The 21,940-nt window shown below is 34.3% G+C and carries 25 protein-coding genes and 3 pseudogenes; 20 read left to right on the top strand and 8 right to left on the bottom strand.

Annotated elements, in window-relative coordinates; genetic code table 11:
• Nucleotides 1-133: 133 nt before the first annotated feature.
• The 9 genes and pseudogenes from BSO02S_RS22935 to BSO02S_RS22900 all read left to right on the top strand — a co-directional run bounded on the left by BSO02S_RS22935 (nucleotide 134) and on the right by BSO02S_RS22900 (nucleotide 5,784).
• On the top strand, nucleotides 134-610 hold the full coding sequence (locus tag BSO02S_RS22935) for a hypothetical protein (RefSeq protein ID WP_066073187.1): 477 nt from the start codon (nucleotides 134-136) through the stop codon (nucleotides 608-610).
• A gap of 369 nt (nucleotides 611-979) precedes the next feature.
• Nucleotides 980-1,390 (top strand): hypothetical protein, encoded by a 411-nt coding sequence (locus BSO02S_RS22930; protein WP_066073184.1) that lies wholly within the window; start codon nucleotides 980-982, stop codon nucleotides 1,388-1,390.
• Between the two features lie 60 nt (nucleotides 1,391-1,450).
• Nucleotides 1,451-1,537, top strand: a pseudogene (locus BSO02S_RS26645) (CPCC family cysteine-rich protein); the annotation flags it as partial.
• A gap of 356 nt (nucleotides 1,538-1,893) precedes the next feature.
• Nucleotides 1,894-2,148, top strand: coding sequence for a hypothetical protein (locus BSO02S_RS22925; protein ID WP_066073181.1), 255 nt, complete (start codon nucleotides 1,894-1,896; stop codon nucleotides 2,146-2,148).
• A 229-nt stretch (nucleotides 2,149-2,377) separates the two neighbouring features.
• The gene (locus BSO02S_RS27700) at nucleotides 2,378-2,833 is read left to right on the top strand and encodes a hypothetical protein (protein WP_174524269.1); all 456 of its coding nucleotides are present in this window, start codon (nucleotides 2,378-2,380) and stop codon (nucleotides 2,831-2,833) included.
• Between the two features lie 167 nt (nucleotides 2,834-3,000).
• The gene (locus BSO02S_RS22915) at nucleotides 3,001-3,390 is read left to right on the top strand and encodes a YybH family protein (protein ID WP_066073178.1); all 390 of its coding nucleotides are present in this window, start codon (nucleotides 3,001-3,003) and stop codon (nucleotides 3,388-3,390) included.
• A 1,030-nt stretch (nucleotides 3,391-4,420) separates the two neighbouring features.
• Nucleotides 4,421-4,696, top strand: a complete 276-nt coding sequence (locus BSO02S_RS22910; RefSeq protein WP_066073175.1) for a hypothetical protein — start codon at nucleotides 4,421-4,423, stop codon at nucleotides 4,694-4,696.
• 134 nt (nucleotides 4,697-4,830) lie between these two features.
• Entirely contained in the window at nucleotides 4,831-5,163 is a 333-nt protein-coding gene (locus BSO02S_RS22905) for a hypothetical protein (RefSeq protein WP_066073172.1), read from the top strand.
• 183 nt (nucleotides 5,164-5,346) lie between these two features.
• Nucleotides 5,347-5,784: a VOC family protein gene (locus BSO02S_RS22900; protein WP_066073169.1), complete on the top strand. Its 438-nt coding sequence runs from the start codon at nucleotides 5,347-5,349 to the stop codon at nucleotides 5,782-5,784.
• A 260-nt stretch (nucleotides 5,785-6,044) separates the two neighbouring features.
• On the opposite strand, the gene BSO02S_RS22895 is transcribed toward BSO02S_RS22900, so the two are convergent.
• Nucleotides 6,045-6,239: a hypothetical protein gene (locus BSO02S_RS22895; RefSeq protein ID WP_066073166.1), complete on the bottom strand. Its 195-nt coding sequence runs from the start codon at nucleotides 6,237-6,239 to the stop codon at nucleotides 6,045-6,047.
• Between the two features lie 258 nt (nucleotides 6,240-6,497).
• Between BSO02S_RS22895 and BSO02S_RS22890 the strand changes: the two genes are divergently transcribed.
• On the top strand, nucleotides 6,498-6,947 hold the full coding sequence (locus tag BSO02S_RS22890; protein WP_066073209.1) for a GNAT family N-acetyltransferase: 450 nt from the start codon (nucleotides 6,498-6,500) through the stop codon (nucleotides 6,945-6,947).
• Between the two features lie 1,205 nt (nucleotides 6,948-8,152).
• On the opposite strand, the gene BSO02S_RS22885 is transcribed toward BSO02S_RS22890, so the two are convergent.
• The gene (locus BSO02S_RS22885; protein ID WP_066073163.1) at nucleotides 8,153-8,455 is read right to left on the bottom strand and encodes a helix-turn-helix domain-containing protein; all 303 of its coding nucleotides are present in this window, start codon (nucleotides 8,453-8,455) and stop codon (nucleotides 8,153-8,155) included.
• Between the two features lie 386 nt (nucleotides 8,456-8,841).
• Here BSO02S_RS22885 and BSO02S_RS22880 point away from each other — a divergent pair, with 386 nt between their 5' ends.
• Nucleotides 8,842-9,240: a hypothetical protein gene (locus BSO02S_RS22880; protein ID WP_066073161.1), complete on the top strand. Its 399-nt coding sequence runs from the start codon at nucleotides 8,842-8,844 to the stop codon at nucleotides 9,238-9,240.
• A 101-nt stretch (nucleotides 9,241-9,341) separates the two neighbouring features.
• Nucleotides 9,342-9,605, top strand: a complete 264-nt coding sequence (locus BSO02S_RS22875; protein WP_066073158.1) for a hypothetical protein — start codon at nucleotides 9,342-9,344, stop codon at nucleotides 9,603-9,605.
• Between the two features lie 135 nt (nucleotides 9,606-9,740).
• Here BSO02S_RS22875 and tnpC read toward each other — a convergent pair.
• From tnpC to BSO02S_RS22860, 3 genes and pseudogenes are all read right to left on the bottom strand, one after another.
• A pseudogene (gene tnpC / locus BSO02S_RS22870) lies at nucleotides 9,741-11,178 on the bottom strand (IS66 family transposase).
• A 91-nt stretch (nucleotides 11,179-11,269) separates the two neighbouring features.
• Nucleotides 11,270-11,623 (bottom strand): IS66 family insertion sequence element accessory protein TnpB, encoded by a 354-nt coding sequence (tnpB, locus tag BSO02S_RS22865; RefSeq protein ID WP_218010617.1) that lies wholly within the window; start codon nucleotides 11,621-11,623, stop codon nucleotides 11,270-11,272.
• Complete coding sequence (locus BSO02S_RS22860) at nucleotides 11,620-11,814, bottom strand: hypothetical protein (RefSeq protein ID WP_066073155.1); 195 nt, start codon at nucleotides 11,812-11,814, stop codon at nucleotides 11,620-11,622. Before BSO02S_RS22860 ends, tnpB begins: the two co-directional genes overlap by 4 nt.
• Nucleotides 11,815-12,172: 358 nt before the next feature.
• On the opposite strand from BSO02S_RS22860, the gene BSO02S_RS22855 reads away from it, so the two are divergent.
• Both BSO02S_RS22855 and BSO02S_RS22850 read left to right on the top strand, forming a co-directional pair.
• Nucleotides 12,173-12,616: a cell wall hydrolase gene (locus tag BSO02S_RS22855; RefSeq protein ID WP_066073153.1), complete on the top strand. Its 444-nt coding sequence runs from the start codon at nucleotides 12,173-12,175 to the stop codon at nucleotides 12,614-12,616.
• Between the two features lie 228 nt (nucleotides 12,617-12,844).
• Nucleotides 12,845-13,156, top strand: coding sequence for a hypothetical protein (locus BSO02S_RS22850; protein ID WP_066073149.1), 312 nt, complete (start codon nucleotides 12,845-12,847; stop codon nucleotides 13,154-13,156).
• Nucleotides 13,157-13,672: 516 nt separating this feature from the next.
• On the opposite strand, the gene BSO02S_RS22845 is transcribed toward BSO02S_RS22850, so the two are convergent.
• Nucleotides 13,673-14,368: a response regulator transcription factor gene (locus tag BSO02S_RS22845; protein ID WP_066073146.1), complete on the bottom strand. Its 696-nt coding sequence runs from the start codon at nucleotides 14,366-14,368 to the stop codon at nucleotides 13,673-13,675.
• A 259-nt stretch (nucleotides 14,369-14,627) separates the two neighbouring features.
• Here BSO02S_RS22845 and BSO02S_RS22840 point away from each other — a divergent pair, with 259 nt between their 5' ends.
• The 3 genes from BSO02S_RS22840 to BSO02S_RS22830 all read left to right on the top strand — a co-directional run bounded on the left by BSO02S_RS22840 (nucleotide 14,628) and on the right by BSO02S_RS22830 (nucleotide 18,108).
• Nucleotides 14,628-16,253, top strand: coding sequence for a flavin-containing monooxygenase (locus BSO02S_RS22840; protein WP_066073143.1), 1,626 nt, complete (start codon nucleotides 14,628-14,630; stop codon nucleotides 16,251-16,253).
• Nucleotides 16,254-16,328: 75 nt separating this feature from the next.
• Nucleotides 16,329-17,063: an SDR family NAD(P)-dependent oxidoreductase gene (locus BSO02S_RS22835; protein ID WP_066073141.1), complete on the top strand. Its 735-nt coding sequence runs from the start codon at nucleotides 16,329-16,331 to the stop codon at nucleotides 17,061-17,063.
• Nucleotides 17,064-17,145: 82 nt separating this feature from the next.
• Complete coding sequence (locus BSO02S_RS22830; RefSeq protein WP_066073138.1) at nucleotides 17,146-18,108, top strand: alpha/beta hydrolase; 963 nt, start codon at nucleotides 17,146-17,148, stop codon at nucleotides 18,106-18,108.
• Nucleotides 18,109-18,171: 63 nt separating this feature from the next.
• Here the strand turns inward: BSO02S_RS22830 and BSO02S_RS22825 are convergent, their stop codons facing one another.
• Both BSO02S_RS22825 and BSO02S_RS22820 read right to left on the bottom strand, forming a co-directional pair.
• Nucleotides 18,172-18,780 (bottom strand): TetR/AcrR family transcriptional regulator, encoded by a 609-nt coding sequence (locus BSO02S_RS22825; protein WP_066073136.1) that lies wholly within the window; start codon nucleotides 18,778-18,780, stop codon nucleotides 18,172-18,174.
• A 97-nt stretch (nucleotides 18,781-18,877) separates the two neighbouring features.
• A complete protein-coding gene (locus BSO02S_RS22820; protein WP_066073134.1) occupies nucleotides 18,878-19,621 on the bottom strand; it encodes an SDR family NAD(P)-dependent oxidoreductase in 744 nt (247 codons plus the stop codon).
• Between the two features lie 102 nt (nucleotides 19,622-19,723).
• On the opposite strand from BSO02S_RS22820, the gene BSO02S_RS22815 reads away from it, so the two are divergent.
• The 3 genes and pseudogenes from BSO02S_RS22815 to BSO02S_RS22805 all read left to right on the top strand — a co-directional run bounded on the left by BSO02S_RS22815 (nucleotide 19,724) and on the right by BSO02S_RS22805 (nucleotide 21,853).
• Nucleotides 19,724-20,533, top strand: coding sequence for an SDR family NAD(P)-dependent oxidoreductase (locus tag BSO02S_RS22815; RefSeq protein WP_066073131.1), 810 nt, complete (start codon nucleotides 19,724-19,726; stop codon nucleotides 20,531-20,533).
• Between the two features lie 154 nt (nucleotides 20,534-20,687).
• A pseudogene (locus BSO02S_RS28125) lies at nucleotides 20,688-20,983 on the top strand (NADPH-dependent FMN reductase); the annotation flags it as partial.
• 300 nt (nucleotides 20,984-21,283) lie between these two features.
• A complete protein-coding gene (locus tag BSO02S_RS22805; protein ID WP_066073125.1) occupies nucleotides 21,284-21,853 on the top strand; it encodes a hypothetical protein in 570 nt (189 codons plus the stop codon).
• Nucleotides 21,854-21,940 lie beyond the last annotated feature (87 nt).

Genomic DNA, 21,940 nt, shown 5'->3' with positions numbered 1-21,940 from the left:
AAAAAGAGTTTCATTTAACTGGTGCTTGTATTCGCTATGCCGATCCTTTTTCTTATTGAACAAACGTCGAGGGATTATTTTATGAAATATATGGATATATGTAGAATTTACCGAGAGATGGGAGGGAATTTAAATGAAAAAATGTATTTTGTTAATGCTATTTTGTTTTACCTTACTCTTATCTGCTTGTTCTCAAGGTGAAGAAGATACACAGGAATATTCAGGGATTATTGGTGATGGGAAAACTTTAGGTTATGAGTACACCGTAACAAAAGAACAAAATAAATTTTCTTGGAAGGTTGGCTACAAAGGAGATATATCTATTATCGAAGAGAGAGCTGCCAATGAAGACGATTTAGTAAATTATATGAATGCTGTAAATGATAGTAAATTGGTATTGGTAAAACTAATTTTATCGGTATCATACTTTTTAATTGTTATTATAACAATGCTTATCCTTTATAAGAAAAATAGCAAAATGCTTAAAGATGGCGGTGTAATTATAACTATATTAGCAGGTATTGCAATATATATTGCCGTCAAAGCATCATTTGATTTAAGTAGTTCCTTACAAGATGCAAAATACTACTATTTGAAACTAACTAAATAAAGTAAAGGGTGTCTTAGTTGAACAAGCAGCTACAATAGAACGAGATAAAACTAGTCTGTTTCTATTCTATAAACAAAAAGGAATCAGCCATTCAACTGATTCCTTTTTAAGATTTGACTATGGGTGGGTCTCATTAGGGTCTTCCTGCTGCAGCTCTTTCTGTCGCTGCGTAGTCTGGGTCTGCTGGGTCTGACAAAGACTCAAATTACTTCGGTTGGCTAGGATTCCCTTTTAAATTCTGATTGTACAATGATTGGATTTTGCTCTATATCTCTTCGATGTTTTCTGGAGAGGCAATGCTTAACCTTCGTTTTAAGTCGAAAATAATAAAAGTGGTAAATAATAATATTATAAAAACGGGGTCGTAGGATGAAATTGAAAAGTGCGGTAATTATTATTGGGTTATTTATCTTTCTTGGAGGTTGTAGTGATACTGCTGCACCAAAAATTCAAGATAAAAACCTAGAAGAAGCATCAATGAATTTCGATATGAACAATGTTAAAACTTTTTTACAACGTATTAGCCCATTAATAGAGTCAGGTTTTTCGAAAAAAGAAATTAGCCAAGTACAAGAAGAGATAGGAAAAATGGAACCCGATGATGGGTATGAGGTTGGTAAATTCGATATAGTTTATCGAGACAAAAAGACTAAACTAATCATAAATGCTTTTGATAGTCCTGAAGCACCTGATATTTATATCTTTACTAATCCTAATTTAGCTAACCAGATACAAGAAGAAATGGTTAAGTTTGCAGATGAATTGGAAGCTGGTAATTGAAAAACAATCACATCCATTATTCCAATTAACGGAGGCTTTTCTTGAATTGAGGTGATAAACGTGAAGTACACTTGTCCTTGTTGTGGATACAAAACCTTTGATGAAGAACCAACTGATACATATGAAATTTGCAAAATATGTTTTTGGGGCTTTTGTTATATTCATTAAAATTATTGCCATATTCATCATTTTTTAATGAACAATTACACACGGAGACTCAAAAACAAGACCTTAAACACTTATCTATGGATACATATAAACAAAGATAAAAGGTGCATCATCCAAGGTTTTGTTTGCTGATACTGTATATAAGGAGCATTTACTTCAACAGGAGTAAAGCCTTTTTCTTCCTCAAGTAACTTGGCAGTTTAGTTCAATTGAAATATATAGGTGGTTAAACTGTAAGGAAAAATTCAAAATAATTACATTTTAACTACTATTTATTTATTGGAAAAGAGATAAACTTAGGAAAGATATTATTAACTTTTCGGGGAGTGATGTATGTGAAATTAAAGTATAAATTATTAATTATTGGTGTTTTCGGGGGGATTTTAGGCTCCTTTTCAATGCTAATGATTAGCAAATACTCGGCTGCCTACTATATTGGACATACAAATATCAATATTTCACCGAAGGATACATCACTGTTGACTCTATTATTTATGTCCCATATATTTTTGGGGATTGTTTTTGCTGGTGGAATAGCTATTATTGGTGAACGCTTATCGAAAAAACAAAATGGTAAAGTACAAGTGTAAAAAGTGCATTTAATTTGTTAATAGAGAATGTGAAGAAATGTACTTAAACAAACGGGTAGCTTTTCTTCAATAAGGAGTATGGCTTTTTTCTCCTTCGACTAAAGGTCAGGTTAGTTCAATATGGTTTTCTGAACATTAAAATGCTTGAGATAAGAATTAAAAATTAAAATAAATAAACGATGAAACCATATTAATGCTGAATTAGTCTTATAATATAGGGGGGATGTAGTTGAAAAGGATAATAAGTGTAGTTTTCGTTTTTCTAATCGCTTGTACTTTTCTCATTAGTAATACTTATGCAAGTTGGGCATACGCCTTTGTTGTGTACAATGGTAACATCTATGTTGTTTCAGAAACACATATCGAACCCAATAAAATCGGTAAGAAAATAGGTGAGGTAACAAAGTATTCAGACCACGAAGGAACTTATAGCGGAAATTTTTCAAATCAGTTTCCAAGAGGAACTGAATACTATGAAGTTAAAGGTATAAAAACAAACGAAGCCATTGCAATAAAAGAAAGCAAAGAATCATTTATTAAAGCTAAATATGACGGCAAATATGCTGGTAGCGGTGAGGATGACCATAAGAAATATATTGTGAAAAATTTATTGGTGTATTGTATTGGAGTTGTTTTGTTCATTGGTGTCATTTATTTGTTTTATAAAAAAAGAAATAGTCAATAATTAGCCCAAGATTGTGAAGAAATGTACTTCAACAAACGGGTGCAAGAGCTAAAGATACGGCTGCCATTTTAGGCAGCTTTTTCTTATGTCACTAACGATGCAGGTTAGATGAAGAAGGATAGTAGCAATAAATGGAGAATATATTAACTGAGATAAGGAGGGATATTTTGGAACACGAATTAAAGGGATTTATTAAAAAATGTGATATCGCAATAAAACAGGAAGATTTTGATACGCTAATGAATTACTATACGGATGATGCAATCTTGGTTATAAAACCGGGAATGATTGCAAGAGGAAAAGAGGAAATTAAAACAGCATTTATTAAAATTGCGAAATATTTCAATAACAGACTTGTCCCAACACAAGGGGAAATGATTGTTTTAGAAGCTGGCGACACTGCCCTTGTTATATCCGAAACCTTGCTTGAAGCTGATAAAAATGACAATGAATACTCAATGGATAGACGAGCAACATATGTGTTTAAAAGAGGTCCACAAGGTGAGTGGCTTTGTGCCATAGATAACTCATATGGTACGGATTTAATCAATAAATAGTCCATAATAGTTTGTAGTTTGTGAATCATTGTACTTAAACAAACGGGGAGCTTTAGTTCAATAAGAAATGATCAAACTTTATTATAAACAATTTATATTTAATCAAATGGAAAACCGTCATTTTGAACAATCTTTTTTTGAACTAACGGTTTTCTATTTGTTGGTGTATATGGGATTGAAGGCAGTTTTTTATCAATCTTTATTTTAAAGTTACACATATTTAATTCAATCGTTAGCACAAGATTATCCTATAAACGAAATCTTTGATAATCCAACAGCTACAGCAACAATATCTGTTTCGATAAATGAACGCCCAGTCAAACAGCTCTAAACCCAGTAGTATCAAGGATAGAAAATAGAAAAAAAAACTACCCATTGAGTGCAGCTTTACCAACCGTTTTTGAATATATGAGACCCACTAAAAATGCTGTATATAATCCATACACTGATTATTGCTCCTACAACAATAGCTCCCCACTTTACAGGTTTCTTCATTTTGTCTCTCCTCCTTCCATAATCTATTTACTTAGTGGAATTAATGAGTCAATTAGTGGATGAAGACAGGTTAAGAGTTTACAGCCTTAAAACGTACATTTTTACGTTTAAAGGCTTTTTACTTTTTATGCTTTTGTAACAATTTATATTCCGATGTTTACTTTAGCACTACCATTCACTTTATTTAATATTATTCAAGATAAATTTACGAGTGTACAATAAATTACAGCTAGCTCTTTAACAGTTATATTACTTGGTGTTTTAATGTTCATAGTTCCTTCTAATATAATGTGGTACCTCGTTGTTGGGTTAACGATTATTTGGATTATCACGCAATCTTCACGTAAATATCGCTTTATTTAGAATCTAAAGTTCTTCTTCAACGGGGGCAAGAGTTCAAGAATGGATCGCTGCGGCGGCTTTTTTTTCTTCTTGAAGTAACGGGCAGGTTAGCGGAAGAAGGATTTGGGAATTAAAACATCGAATATAAGATACTGTTTGCATAAAACGTAAATCATCGTGGAGGGTGAACAAATTGAACCAACGCAAGTGGGTTACCGTATTGAGGCGTTTGTTGATGATAACAGGAGTTGTTATGTTCATTATCCACGCATTCTTAGTCGCACCAGAGACTCCGTTTACATTATGGATTAACAGATTGGGCGGTCTTTTCTTTTTTTGTGGTGTCATTGTGGGTGGGGTTGAAGCATATATGAAAAAACATAGAATTGCAGGTTATATATTATTGGGGATAGGCATCCTTATGATTTTTGATTTTGTTTGGTTGAAATTTTGGTTACATAAGTTTTAACAAAGTCAGAACTGTCCTTATTAAACTAAAAGGTGCGATACTTCAATAACGAAGGAACGCACCTTCTTCTTGAAGTAACGATGCAGAATAGTTGAAAAAAATTCGGTTAAGATTGTAATAAGAGGTGGAAATTAGTGGCAGTTATATTTACAGAAGATGAAGAACGAAAACTTTATGCTGGAATGTATTTTATCTTTAAAGGATTTACATTATTGGACGATGTGAATACAGCTTTATTTGAAAGAATGGACGTTGATAATGAAATCGAGAAAAAGGAAATAAAAAAATTCTTTGAAATGATATTAAAAATATCGGAAGCAAGGGCACGAATTGATGATGAATATATTTATACGGAAGATGAAACTGAAGCTGAACGTAGAGAAAAAATTGAAGATGAAATTAGCGAATGGATAGAAGATAATGTATTCAATGATAAACTAAAAACATTGTTATCAATTAAAGATTGAATTTCTTCAACGGGTAGCAAGAGTTAAAGACGGTGGCTGCTGCGGCAGCTTTTTTTTGCTTGTTCCACGAACGTGGCAGGTTTGTTGAAGAAGGATATTTTCTGTTTTAAGCGAATTAGAATTACAAACAAACCATAAACGAATACAGGTATTGAAATAACAGGAACATAGGAGGTATGAGATATGAAGATCCATAGAATAGATCATGTGAGTATAAACGTAAATGATCTTTCAGAGGCTAAAGCGTTTTTTCTTGATTTAGGACTTGAAGTGCAAGCGGAATGGGAATTGGATGGAGAACAGTTGGACAGAATAGTTGGGCTTAATGATGTTAAAACGGCATGTGTAGGATTGGGGATGCCAGATGGTCAGGCATGGATAGAGCTAGTCAAATTTTATACGCCGTCAGATGAAAAAGATATTCAGCAACCTTTTGCAAATACGCTGGGTATCCGACATATTTGCTTTGCTGTTGAAGATATTGAAGCTATTGTTGCAAAATTGAAAAAGAAGGGCACAGAAATCTTTAGTGAGATACAGCAATATGAAGAAAGTTATAAGTTATGCTACGTTCGTGGTCCAGAGGGAATTATTTTAGAGTTGGCGGAGAAAATCAGATAAATATTGAATGGGACTTTAAATTTAGATATCCAACTTTAAAGATTTCTTCTTAAACTATCGGGTAGCATTAGTTGAACAAGCAGCAACAATAGAACGAGATAAAACTAGTCTGTTTCTATTCTATAAACAAAAAGGGAATCAGCCATTCAACTGATTCCTTTTTAAGATTTGACTATGGGTAGGTCTCATTAGGGTCTTTCTGCTGCAGCTCTTTCTGTCGTTGCGTGGTCTGGGTCTGCTGGGTCTGACAAAGCCTCAAATTACTTCGGTTGGCTAGGATTCCCTTTTAAATTCTGGTTGTACAATGATTGGATTTTGCTCTTTATCTCTTCGATGTTTTCTGGAGAGGCAATGCTTTTTATTTGATTTATGGCTTTAGTGCGAGAGTCCTTATTCCTCAACAGGTAAGCAGCTCCACCTATTGCTAATGTGCCAACAATCTTATTTAAAATCATAATGACTCATCCTCCTTGTTTATATTTTTATACCCTTTAATCCAATTGTTAAACAGTATCATTGTAGATATAGATGACGTGGAAGGTTAGACTTTTTACGTTCGATTTGAATTCTATTATAGGTATTAAACTGGGGGCGATGCTTGAATAACGAAGAACCGCTTTTTCTTTGTTCAAGTAACGTGGCAGATTAATTGAACAAAATTTAGTTCAGTAGTTTAATTTATTTTAAAAAATTAAGGGGGACTTAAATTGGATATGTGGGTTAATAAAGGATTTTCAATTTCCACAAATAAGGAGTATTTAGATTTACCGTTAATACATAGCTTCTTGAGTCAAGAAGCATACTGGTCAAAGGGCATACCCAAGCAAATAGTAAAAAAGGCAATTGAAAATTCTCCGCTATGTTTTGGAGTTTATAAAGGTGAAGCAGGAAAAGACGGTTTTGAACAAGTTGGTTTTGCAAGGGTAATTACTGATTTAACAACGTTCGCTTATCTTTGTGATGTTTTTATATTGCAAGATTATCGGAAATTAGGGTTATCAAAATGGTTAATGGATATTATCACAAATCATTCCGAATTACAGGGTGTTCGTAGATTTATGTTAGCTACGAATGATGCACATTCATTATATAGTCAATATGGTTTTGAACAGAATGTTAATCCCGAACTATTTATGCAAAAGGTACTTAAAACCCCAAATTAACAGTAAAGTTCTTCAATAACTGGTGCGATTGTCCAATAAGGGCAGTCGCCTTCTTGTGCTAACGGGGCAGTTTACTTTAAGAAGGATTACTTACATCAAGCATGGAATAATTATTGTATATGAAAAGTTTTTCTTAAGGAGATACAAAATATTGAAACCATTATATAGGTTTTTTCTGAATTTTTCGGTTTTATTTATGGTAGGTTTAATATCTAATGCTATTTTTAAACATAATCTAAACGTCATTACACCCTTTTCAGTGGCATTAGGACTCTCTTTAGGTATTGTTTTTTGGGGTAAAAAAGTCAAAAAAAAGTGATTTCTTATTTACGAACGGGTGCTTTAGCGAAAGATCAGAGCTGCCAATTGTGGCAGCTTTTCTTTTTGTGCTAACGAAGCAGTTTAGTTGAACAAGAAATATGAAAATCCGTCTATTTTTCTGTCACATTTGACACAAAATACGACATAAAAATTAAGTTGTGATTAAGATAAACCATCTCAAAATATTTCTGTTTAACTAATCAACAAAAGGAATTAACAAGTAAGCAATAAAATTTATTTGGTACTTCTTTTGTTCTCAATATATTTCCAGCAATAATACGTAATCCAAAAAGCAATGCCTACAAAGGGTGAATAAAACCTTTTTTCAGCTGGAAGATAAATAGCTAATACTAGAGCAGTAATGATAAATGGTGGAAATAGAATCCAATATTTTTTGTCATACCTCATAAGGAAACTCCTACATTATCGAATAATTTTATTGCTTTATTGGCGTTATCAATTATGAGGCAATATGAGTGTAGGTAAACAGTTAATATTAGGATTATCAATCTATGCAGTATCGGCAGTGATAATATTTGGGTTACTTTGGTATTTTAATCCTTCTCTAAATGAATATCTTAGGAGTGCAATTACTACTTCTCCTATTTTAATATCCTTTGTCCTGACACGAATAATTGTTGATAGAATTAAAACAAAACAAAATGATTAATATCAGGTTGTCCTCCTTGTTAACTAAACAAAAGATAAGGTTCTTACCCAACGGGTGCTTTAGTTCAATAAAAAGTAAATAAGAAACCCACATATTAGATATGTCTACTATGTGGGTTTCTTTTATATTCAAATGTTCGAGTAAACTAACCTATATATAAGCTATTCTAGTCTGTTTGTTTTTTATAAGGGAATTTTTTTATAAACAACTCTAACTAGTTAATTAATGACTCAATCATTTCTGTGATTTTTTTCCTTTGTTGTGGGCTTAACTTTTTTGCAGTAATAATCAGGTTTAACAAATCTGGAGGAAGATTTTTATTATCCTCAAATAAATCGACTATCGTTATTTCAAATGCTTCACAAATTTTGAAAAGGGTTTCAATTGACGTAGAACGTACATTACTTTCAATTCTACTAATTGTGGATTGATTAACACCAACAAGGATTGCAAGTTGTTCAGTTGATATGTCTTTACTTAATCTTATTCTTCTAATTCTTTCTCCCAAATTATTCATACAAAACCCTCATTTTATGTTTTATAATTAAGCTTTTTATATATTTGTTTAAGTATAAATATCATAGCAAAAATGAATGAAAAAAAGTTTCCTTATGCCAAATTGCATAATATATGTATAAAAATATGCCTAAAGGGAATGATTCCTGATATAAACCCAACTGAGAGGTGTAACGATGTCAATTGATAACCTTCGAGAAAATATCTAATAGGAGTGTTTATCTGGCAGGAATAGCTAAGGAAATTTAGAACTTTTATAATGTAGTTTAAAAAGGGAAGAGTGCTTTAGTCTAAGTAGATTTAAAGCTCTTTTGGTATTTAAATGCAGAAATTATATAGGGTAAATGCAGTGTCTGGAAAGGTTTGTAAATTGGTGTGAATAATTTGATGAAGAAACTTCTAATTATTCTAGTTTTTATTTGCAGTATATTGTTAACAGGGTTTAACACAACTGATGAGAGAGAAGTAACTTTTCTAGTTAGTTCGATGATTACTGCAATAAATGAAAAAGATGCCGAAGGTTATATTCAAACCTTAAGTGATTATTTTATTAAAGTAACTTATGGTGATAAGGATTTCATAAGGCAAAATATTGAGAATTTTGGTCAGATAGATTTGTTAGAGTTTGAAGTGGTATCTATAAATAATTATACCTCCTATGCACATTACAAACTGATCCATACAAGTAAAAATTATAGGAAAACAACCTTTTTTGGTGAAATGATATTGGTAAAGTCAAATGAAGGTTGGAAAATTTATTATGTTTCAGAGGAAGAATTATTATAATTTGATATGTTAAGTAAACTAAAGTGGCAGTTTAGTTAAAGAAGGCAATATTTACATTAAGATAGAATATAAGTAGAAAAGTTAAAAATAAGGGGTGTTTTTTGGCGAAAAATATTGGGGATTCAGATATTTTTAAACAAGTAGTAAAGAGACTTTGCGAAATTTACAATATTCCCCCCCAGAAACCTAAATTTGGAGTCATCGATAACTTAATGGTTATTAGCATTAAGAACCATTTAAAAGATGGAGTAGACTTAGATTGTTTTAATATTTTAAATCTGATTTACCAAATAATTGAACCTTTAGGGATAAGATCAATCAACAATTGTACCGCTATCCGAATTCGGAAAGACTGGCTAGGGTAACTGTATCCTTTAAAAAAGAGGATTATGATGCTTTAAATGTAAGCCCGAAATAAAAAAAGAAGCGCACCTTTCCGGTACGCAACACAAATAGCCGAATATCCTGATTTTTTCAATCGAATATACGGCTTATTTCATTTATTTGCTACATTCTGCCTGAATTATTTTTGACCAGGGCATGTATTCATCTAAAATTTCGGGGGTTTGATGGATACCAAGATTCGGTAGATCCGTCAAAAGTTTCTTTAAGTATTCGTAGAAATCAACGCCGTTACTTTTGGCTGTTTCTGCGATACTCAAACAAATGGCGTTTGCTTTTGCGCCAGCTTCGCTGACCGAAAATAGCCAGTTTTTTCTGCCGATAACGCTGGGACGGATGGCATTTTCGGCTGGATTATTATCAATTTCAATGCGCCCATCACTCAAGAATGCTTTAAGGCCATTTCCCCTGTTCAATGTGTATTCAGCGGCTTTCGCGAGGGCATTTTTCCCGTAGAATGGTGATTTTTCAACCCATTCAAGAAATTTATCTACAATTGGCTTCGAATATTTTTGGCGTTTTTTCCTGCGCTTACTCGGAGACAAATGTTTAAATTTCCTTTCGAGTCTATATAAATCATCACAATAGCTCACACCAATTTGGCCATTTTTGCTGTCTACTTTCAGCCAATAACTACGAACATGCGCCCAACAATTTGCGAAGGTAACGCCTTCCAACTTATCATAGGCAGAATAACCATCACAAACAATTGTTCCTGAATAGCCTTCTATGAAACTTTCAAGAACAGATCGAGCCCGTGATAATGAGCTTTGAAAGAGAGTCATTGTTGGCCCCTGGCTTGGCACACTTCGATACACCCAATTATAAGCATTGGTTTGGCCCGATTTTCCATCGGACCGGTTGATGATTTGTCCGTAAGTTTCATCGACATGTAAAATCGATTTAGTCATCATCAAATACTTCATTCGTTCGTAAATAGGCAATAGCCAATCATGTGAAGCACGAATGACCCAGTTCGATAGGTTCTTATCATTGGTATTAAGGCCATAACGGTCCCATTCCTTTACCTGACGATAAAGTGGTAAGTATTGTGAAAATTTATCATAAATTACTTTGGCAAGTACGCTAGGACTTGCGATGCTGCGTTGAATAGGAGGCTGTGGTGCTTTACCACGTTTAATTTGCGCCTTTTGAAATGCATCACCTTTGCAATTTTTACATTCATACGCGTGTTCAATATGTTGAACTTTCATCATTTTTGCCGGAATAAATTCTGCTTCTTCGCGTACGATTGTACTGCCAATTTCAATCATTTGTCCTTGGCAACAGCCACATTGCGTATTTTCTGGATGATAGTGAAATGCTTCAACTTCAATATCATCATGTAATGAATCATTTCGTTTTTTCAGTTTTTGATCCATATAAAAGCTTAGTTAAATTGCGCACTTGATCGGTTAACGCTTCAATCTGTTTTGATAATTCTTTATTTTGTTGATTCGAATGAGCCAATTGCTCTTCGAGCAACCGAATTAATTTCTCGTATTGATTATCATTCGTATAAGAAGCGTTCGCCACATCCTTCACCACTTTTCCCGTTCGGTATCGTTCTTTTTATTATAACTATTTCGAACAGGGGAATAAAGATAAAATTAGTGGCTAAACGAATTTAGAACACACCTTTTGATGACGATTGAATCGCCTTTGGCTGCTGGATAGATAACCCTTCAAGGAGCCAGCGCAACTCCTGTTGTGAAAGATTGCGGACTTCCTTTTCATCTTTAGGCCATTGCAGTTTGCCGTTATCCAAACGTTTATAAAGCATGGCAAAGCCATCACCATCGAAATACAAACATTTATAGCGATCTTTACTCCACCCTGCAAATAAGAAAATGGAATCACCGTATAGATCCAGTTCAAAGGAATCTTGAATCAGTGTGGCTAATCCATCAATGCCTTTTCTCATGTCTGTTTTACCGCAAATGATGTAAATGTTTTTAACGCTTGTATAATCGTGTTTCACGGATTTTTCAACTCCCTTATGACCGTTTGAATGATGCGCTCATCGATGCCGTTAAAGAAGGAGATTTCAGCGTTGCCGGTTTTGATCGTACAAGTAGGATTTGAGGAAAGTGCTGCTGGAATTGTTGCAGCTGTACTATTATTTTCAGGATGTAATGAAACGGGGACAATTGTAAGTTTTTGTTGTGGCATATGAAAAGCACCTCCTTAAATTGATATGTTTATAGTACCGGAGGTGCTGCTATTTTTATATGCGTTGTTTGAATACGGGCTTACCTTTAAATAATAAAATGAAAGAAGTTTTTGAATAAATGTACTTAAGCTACCGGGTGCATTATTTTAACAACAACAGGAACCGTCATTGTGATTGTTCCTGTTTCTTTTAGTTATTCAACTATTGAAGCGGTATAGTTGTATAAAGGTATAAAAAGAATGCAATAGTTTTCATTTTAATTAAAAACTGTATGCTATAAAAACTAAGAATTCTTATTATATAGGCAATGACATGAATGTAGGCTTTTTTTCATACATTAATTTGGGAGGTGATGAAATGCCAAGAGTAAGGGCTAGAAGTCATGAAGTAGATGAAATGGCAAGAATGATGAGAGCAGAAGCAGAAGGCGAAGGAAAACAAGGAATGTTATATGTTGGAAATGTAATAATAAATCGTGTTGTAGCACAATGCTTAGATTTCAAAGGTGTAACCACTGTTCATGATGCAATATTTCAAGTACAAGGAGGAAATTTTTCTTTTGAAGCAGTGCAAAAAGGGAATGTATTTTATCAAAAATCAAGAACTTCTGAAAGAAGATTAGCACAACAAAATATAAATGGTTGGAGAGATCATCCTGCGAAATTTGCCCTATGGTATTTTAATCCAACGGCGCCAGGGTGTCCTCCTACATGGTACGATCAACCTCATACTGGTGCATTTAAAGAACATTGTTTTTATGAACCAAAACCAGGAACATGTGATAGTGTTTATAGTGGTTAAGCTTACTCTTTGAGTAAGCTTTTTTACATAATCAGAATATTTACACAAAATAAAATAAAACTTTCATTAAAAGTTTTTATCCAAGAAAGCAAGATTGTGAAATGTTGTACTTAAACTATCGGGTGCATTACTGGAAGAACGGTAATGCTTTTTCTTATTGAAGTAACGGTGCAGGATAGTTGAACAAGAAAATGTTAAAATAGTGGTAAAAAGGTGATGAGATGGACAATGAAAAAAGTTCAAAAAGAAGTAACTTTAAAACTTGAATATTTTCATAATAGAGTGGATAAAAAGAAGGGGCTTTATGAGGGTGGAGTCGTTGAACCAGATATAGAAGGTTTAATTATTGATGTTGTTAATGGAGAATCTTTTGATTTTGAAGCTGATGAGTTTATAGGCAATGGTAAGTATGAAATACAGTTAGAGGGAAGTAGGAAAGCGATTTTGCCAGTACCCTTAATTCCTCCATACAGTGTCACAGCTTCGCTTGTTATACGAGATCTAAGTCCCAACCAGCCTCAAACATGTTTCTACAAGTAGGGGGCGAACTGTTTAGCTGACGGGGTCGAAGCTCCACGGGCAGTTACGTTCTACCCTGGCTACTGATATAATAAGACCAAAATAAATAAGGTTAACCGGAAATATTTAGCATTCTGGTTAACCTTATAATACGATAGGGAGTTTAGTGAAAGTCTTAATGCGATTCTTAAATATCATAGTGTAAACTCCGGGACGGAAAAGAGCTTACATTCTTTACTGTTCTGGAGCCAAACTATACAAAACTCGAGAGGACAGGGTGATAAATATATGCTGCAAATTCTCAAGAAAAAAGGATTAAATGATTAGTATAAAAGAAGAATCTAATGAAAAAAAATGCTTGGCTACCCAGCATTCTGTTAACCCAATTGCCGTTTTATTGGTAATCTCTTTTTTGAAGTAATAAATTTACTAAGTATCTAAATTGTTCCCTCTTTATCAATTACTGCTTCTATCTTAATCATAGCAATATCGTTATTGAATTAACTATTTGGAAATAAGAATAAACTAATACAAAAACTATAAAATATATCCTCTTCTGAATAATTCTCCGATCGCATGGGAACGATTTTGTGCTCCCAGTTTTTTGATCGCAGTTTTTACATACTGATTAATTGTTAATTCGCTAATTTTCATAGTACTTGCCATTTCTTTGGTACTTTCTCCTAGAGAGATTCTTCGCATTACTTCTAATTCTCTTTTACTTAAAAGTCTTGCTACATTGTGTTCTTGTGTACTAATGATCAATTTTCCAACTAGTTTTCCAAAATAGGTAAAGGATGATAAAATGTTATCGTCAATGGTTGTGTTTTCCTCAAACTCAGAACTACAAATATAACCGAACACGAATGAATCGTAGCAAATGGGAATGACTAGCAAAGAGTTAAATTGAGAGGATATCGAATATTTAATGCTTACTTGTTTTAGGTATTCAAGTCCCGTACAGTATTTTGCCCTCTTTTCACTTATTGCAGAAAAGATTATAGGAAAAGAACGGATATCTTCACGAATTTCACCTATATGTACACCCTCAGTTTCAGAAAGATAAAAGACCCCTTCACCCAGATAGCCAAGAGGAGAATATCGTATTAAGTATGAATCTTTTGCAGGGAAAAGTTCTATATAGATTTCCAACATTTTATAAAGCTTTTCCTCGTGACTTAATAGTAACTCTAGTCTTTGTAGTGCTTGTTGGATGATATCGTTTGAGACCATAGTACATCCCCTTTTTAAGCTAATTATACACGAATTTTACAAAATATTCTAACTTTTATAAATATATAAAAAGGTATAAAGGTATAAAAAACAAAATGATAATCACTCATTATTTAGGGTACTTTGATTCTAAAAATAGGGAATTTTCAGAATTTGTAAATTAAATTATGATTAACGTACCACCTTGAAATATGTTTATTTTTGAGTGCGGTAGGTTGAGCTGTTTAAGATGAGTAAATCATTAAAAAAGGAGGAAAAAATGGTAGATAATCATGTTAACGACTTTGATGCAGTTGTCATAGGTGCGGGTTTTTCTGGATTATACATGTTATACCGCTTAAGAGAGGCGGGCTTTTCCACTCGCGTGATAGAAGCTGGTGATGGTGTGGGTGGAGTCTGGTACTGGAATCGATACCCTGGAGCAAAATGTGACATAGAAAGCATTTATTATAACTATACATTTTCGAAGGAGCTTTATCAGGAATGGAATTGGACATCTAAATATCCTGAACAGAAAGAAATACTAAGTTATCTTAATTATGTTGCTTATAAATTTAATCTTCGTAAAGACATTCAGTTTGAGACCCGAATAACGACTGCCTATTATGATGAGGTAAGCTGTAGATGGAATATTCAAAGGAATGATGGGACAAGTGTGACAGCAAAATTTTTTATTTCAGGAGTAGGATGTCTTTCTGCAGCCAATATTCCTAATTTCAAAGGTTTAGAAAGCTTTAAAGGGGATTGGTACCATACTGGAAAATGGCCACATGAAAAAGTAGATTTCAGAGGCAAGCGTGTAGGGGTAATTGGCAATGGTTCGAGCGGTGTCCAGGCCATCCCTGAAATTGCAAAGGAAGCAGGACATCTGACTGTATTTCAACGGACCCCACAGTATACAATCCCAGCTAGAAACTACCTTTATGAGCCATCGTTTATACAACAAACGAAAGATAACTATGAAGAGATTAAGAGAATTATGCACGAATCACCTTCGGGAAATGGGCTTCAAATTCGTAATGTGTCTGTCTTTGAAGAATCCTCTGAAGAACGAATGAAGGTTTATGAAAAGGCATGGCAAGAAGGAGGATTTGCCTTTACATCTACGTATAATGACTTATTTACCAATGAAGAGGCAAATAAAACGGCTGCTGATTTTATACGAATAAAAATTAAAGAAATAGTCAAAAACCCTGAAACAGCAAAAAAGTTACTACCAGACTACTTTTTTGGCACAAAACGTCCAATTTTAGACACAGGGTATTACGAAACTTTTAATCGTGAAAATGTTACTTTAGTGAATGTCAAAAATGATCCAATTGTAGAAATCACTCCAAACGGACTTCGAACAATGGAAGAGGAATATGAACTGGACATCCTTGTTTTCGCAACAGGGTATGACGGGATGACGGGTCCATTATTTAATATCGATATTCGAGGCAGAGACGGGGTTACTCTTAAAGAGAAATGGGAAAATGGAGCAGCGGTTAGAACCTATTTAGGACTCGGTACAGCTGGATTTCCAAACTTTTTTATGATTACTGGTCCGGAAAGTCCATCCGTATTAGTGAATATGCCTACAGCCATTGAGCAGCATGTTGATTGGATTGCGGATTGTATCGAGTATCTCACTAAAAACAACCTTGATATTTTGGAGCCTACGAGAGAAGCAGAAGAAGAATGGAGCAGGCATTGTCGGGAAGTAGCAGAAATGACTCTTTATGTAAAAACGGATTCCTGGTACACGGGTGCGAATATTAAAGGAAAACCACGAAGTTTTCTAATCTATCTAGGCGGGTTTATCTATTACAAACAAAAATGTAATGAAGTTGCAGCTTCGGGATACGATGGTTTTGTTCTCTCGAGTAGAATGACCCTGCAATAAAAGTTTACTACAAATATTTCTAAACGAACAAAGGTTCCAAATCTTTTTGGATGATTGAGAGAATGGAGTGGAGAAATGAGCTTAGCAAATCGTGTAGCAATCATTACTGGAGCAGGAAGTGGTATTGGCAGGGCAGCCAGTTTAAAGCTTTCGAAACAGGGTATGTTGGTTGCATTAGTTGATTATGATAAGGCAGGTGGAGAAGAAACCCTTCGACTTGTTAAAGAACAAGAGGGGAATGGGGTTTTTATCCAAGCGGATGTATCTAGTAGTACGGATGTACAGAATTTTGTTACGAATATAAAAGAAAGATATGGAAGAATAGATGTATTTTTTAATAATGCTGGAGTTATGGGGACTCTATCCCCTTTAGCTGAGTATAGTGAGGAGACGTTTGATCGGATTATTGCAGTAAATCTGAAAGGAGCCTTCCTTGGGCTTAAATATGTAATCAAGGTCATGGAAGAACAGAAATCAGGGGTTATTATAAACACAGCTTCTACAGCGGGAGTTCAAAGCACACCATTTTTAGGAGGCTACTCTGCAAGTAAACATGGTGTAGTGGGTCTTACAAAAACGGCAGCTGCGGAATACGGACCAAGGGGAATTAGGATTAATGCGATTTGTCCAGGAGGGGTAATGACAAATATGACAAGGGATATGGATATGTCCGATCCAGTACAGAACGGGCCACTAAGAAGACCAGCATCTCCCGAAGAAATAGCCAATGTTGTTTGTTTTCTCGTATCTGATGAGGCTAGTTATATGAATGGTTCTGTCGTAACTGTAGATGGAGGTTTAACAGCATAACCAGCAAAACATAAATGGTGCCTACAAATGTAAACGCATACATTAATTTTGATTAAAAAATACTATCAGAGGTGAATTTTTTATGAAAAACAGAATTGATCCTGAATTAAGGGAAGTTCTTGAAGTTTTCCCACCACTAGATTTAGATTATCTTGAAGAAACAAGACAAGGTATGATTCAACTCTCTCAATCTATTGAAAAACCGGTTAACGATTCGGTTTCTATATCTAATCGGATGATACAAGGGCCAACAGATAACCCTTCCATTCGTGTACGAATTTATGAACCAAGGCAAAAAAATAAACTCTTGCCGGGATTATTATGGATACATGGAGGTGGTTATGTATTCGGAATCCCTGAAGGGGATGATCTATTATGCCAGAGATTTGTTACAGAAGGAAATTGTTTAGTGATCTCAGTCGATTATAGACTAGCACCAGAAAATCCATATCCAGCAGGGTTGGAGGATTGTTATTCAGCACTACAATGGTTCTCCGGAAATGCTGCTAGTTTAGGTGTAGATCCTTCCCGAATTGGAGTGGCAGGTTCTAGTGCCGGGGGAGGGTTAACAGCTGCCTTATCATTACTTGCAAGAGATCGGAAAGGTCCAGAGATTTGTTTCCAAATGCCGTTGTACCCAATGATCGACGATCGGAATAACACACCATCAAGTCTTGAAATTAAAGGTAACATGGTTTGGAATCATGATTTGAACCAAAGAGCTTGGACGATGTATTTAAATGGTGCAAATGGAACAGAAAATATCCCTCTGTATGCGGCACCTGCTCGAGCTACAGATTTATCTGGCCTTCCATTTACGTACACATGTGTTGGACAATTGGATCCATTTCGTGATGAGACTCTAAATTATATCCAAAAACTTTGTCAAGCAGGTGTAGATGTTGAATTTCATTTATATCCAGGAGCTTATCACGGATTTGAAGGAGTTGTACCACAAGCGAACATCAGTCAACGGGCACTTGCTGAGTATATCGGTGCAGTAAAACATGTGCTCCATCGTAAACAGCCTGTAGAAAATAAATAAATAAATATATACTCCCCTTAAATGGTATTTAAGGGGAGTATTAAATCGATTGGGTGCCTAATTTTAATTTCCTTGTTTTTTCCAATTGATCACATTTTTATAAGGACCATATAGTGAAATTTCAAGTAACTTAGCTGCCATTATTTCAGGTGTATACTTATAATTATTTTTGATCCACCAAAAAATGCTTTCTAAATAGGCACCTGTTGTGTAAGAGATAATAAATGGAATTTCCATTCGATAATCTTTTTCTGTGCTTTGGGAAGCACATATTCCATCCTCAATATATTGACAAATAATTAATTTAACTTCCTCCATAAAAAGAGCGTCTGGTTTATAAATGAAAAGGACTTCATATGCCAAATGGTTTTGTAAAATATGTTCGAATAGAAATATCATATTTTCTGGTAATTCTTCCGGTTCAATATCTTCTAGTTTTTTTGGATTGGTTATAGTCAATGACTTTCTTAATTCTTCCAGAATACTATTATATAAATGAATGCGTAAATCCATTAAATCTTTATATAAATTATAGAATGTTGGTCGAGTTACCTGTGCTTCTTGGCAAAGCCGTTGAATGGACATATTTTCGTTTTCCTGTAATAGAAGAGATAAATATGCTTTTTGTAATTTTTTTATAGAGAGAATTTGACGAGGATCCTTTATTTCCATATATATCACACCTTTAATTGTTATATTAATACTAGCATGATTTCAATGAAAATAAAAATAGCAACTTTAGAATATCTAAAGTTGCTATACTAAATTTTTAAAGTGCAATCCAACCACCGTCAATTACTAATTCAGCTCCAGTCACGAATTTTGATTCATCACTTGCTAAGAATAGTACACCATAAGCAACATCTTCTGGTTCTCCCATGTAAGGTAATTGAGTATGGGCTTCATAATAGGGCATTGCTGCTTCCATTGTAGGAGCCGTCATTGGTGTTACAATAATTCCAGGGTGTACAGAGTTTACTCGGATTTTATCTTTAGCATATTCAACTGCTGCTGATTTTGATAAAGAGCGTAAGGCACCTTTAGCAGCAGTATATGGGCTTGTACCTGCCATTCCAACGATACCACCAATTGAAGAAATGTTAATAACTGAACCTCCACCAGCTTTTTGCATTTCAGGAATACAGTATTTCATTCCAAGAACACAGCCATTTAGATTAATGTCCATAACGAAATTCCATTCATCCATTTCCATGTTTGCAATTGTTTTGTTTATTGCAACACCAGCGTTATTAACTAAAACATCTACTTTACCATACAATTCTACTGTTTTTGCAACAACATTTTTCCATTCCTCCTCAGATGTTACGTTTTGTTTAATCGCAACGGCTTCTCCACCTGCTGCTTTAATTTCGGAAACTACTTCGTTTAATTTTTCTTCGTTTAAATCTGTTGCTACAATCTTCGCTCCTTCTTTTGCGAAAAATTTAGCTTCAGCTGCTCCCATACCATTTGCAGCTCCTGTAATTATTGCTACTTTACCATCCAATCTCATTTGAATAACCTCCAAATTCATTTTCTTTACAAAGTGTAAAATAGTTCATATAATTGATTTGTAACATATATTTTAAAATTATGCAATTGGGGAGGCTTTTTTATGGGTAGATTAGAAAACAAAGTTGCTATCATCACAGGTGCAGCTTCAGGTATGGGAGAAGCGACTGCAAAACTATTTGCGTCTGAGGGTGCAAAAGTAGTGGCAGCAGATATTAATATGGAAGCTTTAGAGCGTGTAGTAAAGGAAATTAAAGATAAAAATGGAGAAGCAATAGCTCAATTTGTTGATATCGGGGAAGAAGAGAAAATCAAAGAAATGATTCAGGCTGCTGTCGATACCTACGGTCGTTTAGATATTTTGCATAATAACGCAGCACGCCTCGACTTTAAAAATGACTTAAATGTTAAAGATTTAGATGTTTTTGAATGGGATGAAACAATGCGGTACAATTTAAGATCCGTTATGCTGGGGACAAAATATGCCATTCCAGTTATGTTAGAAAATGGCGGCGGATCAATCATTAATACAGCGTCTATGGGTGGACAAGTTGGTGAACTAACAAAATCAGCATATGCGGCAGCCAAAGCTGGTGTAATTGGCTTAACGAAATCAACAGCAGTGCAATTTGGTAAACAAGGTATTCGTTGTAACGCAATTGCACCTGGTATGGTTTTAAACGATTTCATTATAGAAAATGCACCGGAAGGCTTAAAACAACTTATTGAAGTATACCAAGAAACAAAATTAGTAAATCGAATTGGTAATCCCCGTGATATCGCTAACTTAGCTTTATTCTTAGCAAGTGAGGAATCTGATTTCATTACTGGACAAGTTATTAATGCAGATGGTGGAATTCTTGCTCAAAACCCAACCGTACCACAAGTGAAAAGTAAAAATTTAAACTGGTAATCTAAAATTAGATGAATATTTTAGGTTTGAATAACTTCAACTTTTATAAAAAGATGGTAGGAAACAAGAGCGGTTGGTTTATCTATTGATTGATTGATATTCTGCTAGAACTGGCTTTAAAAAATTGTTTAGAATAGGAATGGGGGCTTTTGGCAGCTTGTATGGGTTCGTATTTATTGTTCAGGAATACAATCAAGATATTACTGGAGTATTAAAAAAGTACACTTGAATATTGCTACTCGTGAAGCTTGGAATAACAAAGCCGTAGGTATCGTAAGCTATGGGGGAACTGGTCGAGCTCGTGCAGCTGAACATTTAAAAGGGTTTTGTGGAGAATTATTCATTGCAGATGTGAAGACTCACCCAACATTATTTTTATTTACAGATTTTGAAACTACGTATAAACCATCTCTATTACATCTTACTAATGTCAATTTAATACTTGCTTGAACAGGTTAACGCTTGAGCGTTGCATTGAAAACCTTGAGATAATAACGATAATTGATAGGTGCAATATAATCTGAATATCAGACGCTACCATAAAGTGTCTGATATTCATTTTTAGCTAAAGAAAATAAAAGAATACACTCTATAAAAAAGATTGTGAACCGTTACACTTAAACTAACGGGTAGCGATAGTCCAAGAAGGATTATCGCTTATTTTTGTTGAAGTTATTGTACTAACGGGGCAGGTTAGTGGAAGAAGATGCTAAAATATTGTTAGAACAAAATTAACAACGGGGTAAAATTATGAAGTTAACATTGGCAACAAACGAAGAGATTAATATGCTACATTCAAAGTTTAAAAAATTTAATACTCATCTTCTGGAAGAACCAAGAAAGGGGTATCCTTTTATTGGTATTATGGATGTATTTAATCGTGTTCTTACTGAAGAAGAGGCAAGTGAGCTATTGGGAAGAAGTCATAATTTAAAGTACGGTTCAAAATTTGTTAGTACATTTACTCAACTTTTTCATATGGAAGATAATGAGGTGTATGTACATATTTATAAAAAAGGGGTTGGAAAAGAAGAGTTCAGGTATATATTAAGCTGTTTAAATCGAGAAGAGGCAAATTTTTTTCGCAAGTTGTTTTCCAACAGCAAGGGAATTTACAAAATAGGTGATGTGGAAGCCCTTATCTTTTTAACGAAACTTTCCGTGGATGAGCTGTATTTTATAAATTTTTTCTTTCCTTCTCTCGATACAGTGATAATTGGGAATTATGAATTGTCTTTTCCTGTTTATTCTAAGACGTCAATAGGTTTTAAAAAGTGTAAGGAGATTGTTGAAGAAAATGGCTTATTTATACGACAGTAAGAAATGAACGAGTGACAGGAGTGCCGATTCCTTGTTGAACTACCATGAAAATAAGTTCTTCAAGAATAGAAAAATGACAACACAAAA

This window comes from Neobacillus soli NBRC 102451 (assembly GCF_001591665.1).
Lineage (GTDB): Bacteria > Bacillota > Bacilli > Bacillales > Cytobacillaceae > Neobacillus > Neobacillus soli.
The sequence above is the reverse complement of the archived record's forward strand: the minus strand, read 5'-3'. Positions and strand labels throughout refer to the sequence as shown.

Coding starts and splice junctions, on each gene's coding strand:
- BSO02S_RS22805 (WP_066073125.1), top strand. CDS start 21,284: ATGAAGTTAACATTGGCAACAAACGAAGAGATTAATATGCTACATTCA.
- BSO02S_RS22830 (WP_066073138.1), top strand. CDS start 17,146: ATGAAAAACAGAATTGATCCTGAATTAAGGGAAGTTCTTGAAGTTTTC.
- BSO02S_RS22825 (WP_066073136.1), bottom strand. CDS start 18,780: ATGGAAATAAAGGATCCTCGTCAAATTCTCTCTATAAAAAAATTACAA.
- BSO02S_RS22930 (WP_066073184.1), top strand. CDS start 980: ATGAAATTGAAAAGTGCGGTAATTATTATTGGGTTATTTATCTTTCTT.
- BSO02S_RS22845 (WP_066073146.1), bottom strand. CDS start 14,368: ATGGTCTCAAACGATATCATCCAACAAGCACTACAAAGACTAGAGTTA.
- BSO02S_RS22880 (WP_066073161.1), top strand. CDS start 8,842: ATGAAGAAACTTCTAATTATTCTAGTTTTTATTTGCAGTATATTGTTA.
- BSO02S_RS22935 (WP_066073187.1), top strand. CDS start 134: ATGAAAAAATGTATTTTGTTAATGCTATTTTGTTTTACCTTACTCTTA.
- BSO02S_RS22850 (WP_066073149.1), top strand. CDS start 12,845: ATGAAAAAAGTTCAAAAAGAAGTAACTTTAAAACTTGAATATTTTCAT.
- BSO02S_RS22860 (WP_066073155.1), bottom strand. CDS start 11,814: ATGCCACAACAAAAACTTACAATTGTCCCCGTTTCATTACATCCTGAA.
- BSO02S_RS22840 (WP_066073143.1), top strand. CDS start 14,628: ATGGTAGATAATCATGTTAACGACTTTGATGCAGTTGTCATAGGTGCG.
- BSO02S_RS22890 (WP_066073209.1), top strand. CDS start 6,498: ATGTGGGTTAATAAAGGATTTTCAATTTCCACAAATAAGGAGTATTTA.
- BSO02S_RS22815 (WP_066073131.1), top strand. CDS start 19,724: ATGGGTAGATTAGAAAACAAAGTTGCTATCATCACAGGTGCAGCTTCA.
- BSO02S_RS22835 (WP_066073141.1), top strand. CDS start 16,329: ATGAGCTTAGCAAATCGTGTAGCAATCATTACTGGAGCAGGAAGTGGT.
- BSO02S_RS22885 (WP_066073163.1), bottom strand. CDS start 8,455: ATGAATAATTTGGGAGAAAGAATTAGAAGAATAAGATTAAGTAAAGAC.
- BSO02S_RS22895 (WP_066073166.1), bottom strand. CDS start 6,239: ATGATTTTAAATAAGATTGTTGGCACATTAGCAATAGGTGGAGCTGCT.
- BSO02S_RS22900 (WP_066073169.1), top strand. CDS start 5,347: ATGAAGATCCATAGAATAGATCATGTGAGTATAAACGTAAATGATCTT.
- BSO02S_RS22820 (WP_066073134.1), bottom strand. CDS start 19,621: ATGAGATTGGATGGTAAAGTAGCAATAATTACAGGAGCTGCAAATGGT.
- BSO02S_RS22855 (WP_066073153.1), top strand. CDS start 12,173: ATGCCAAGAGTAAGGGCTAGAAGTCATGAAGTAGATGAAATGGCAAGA.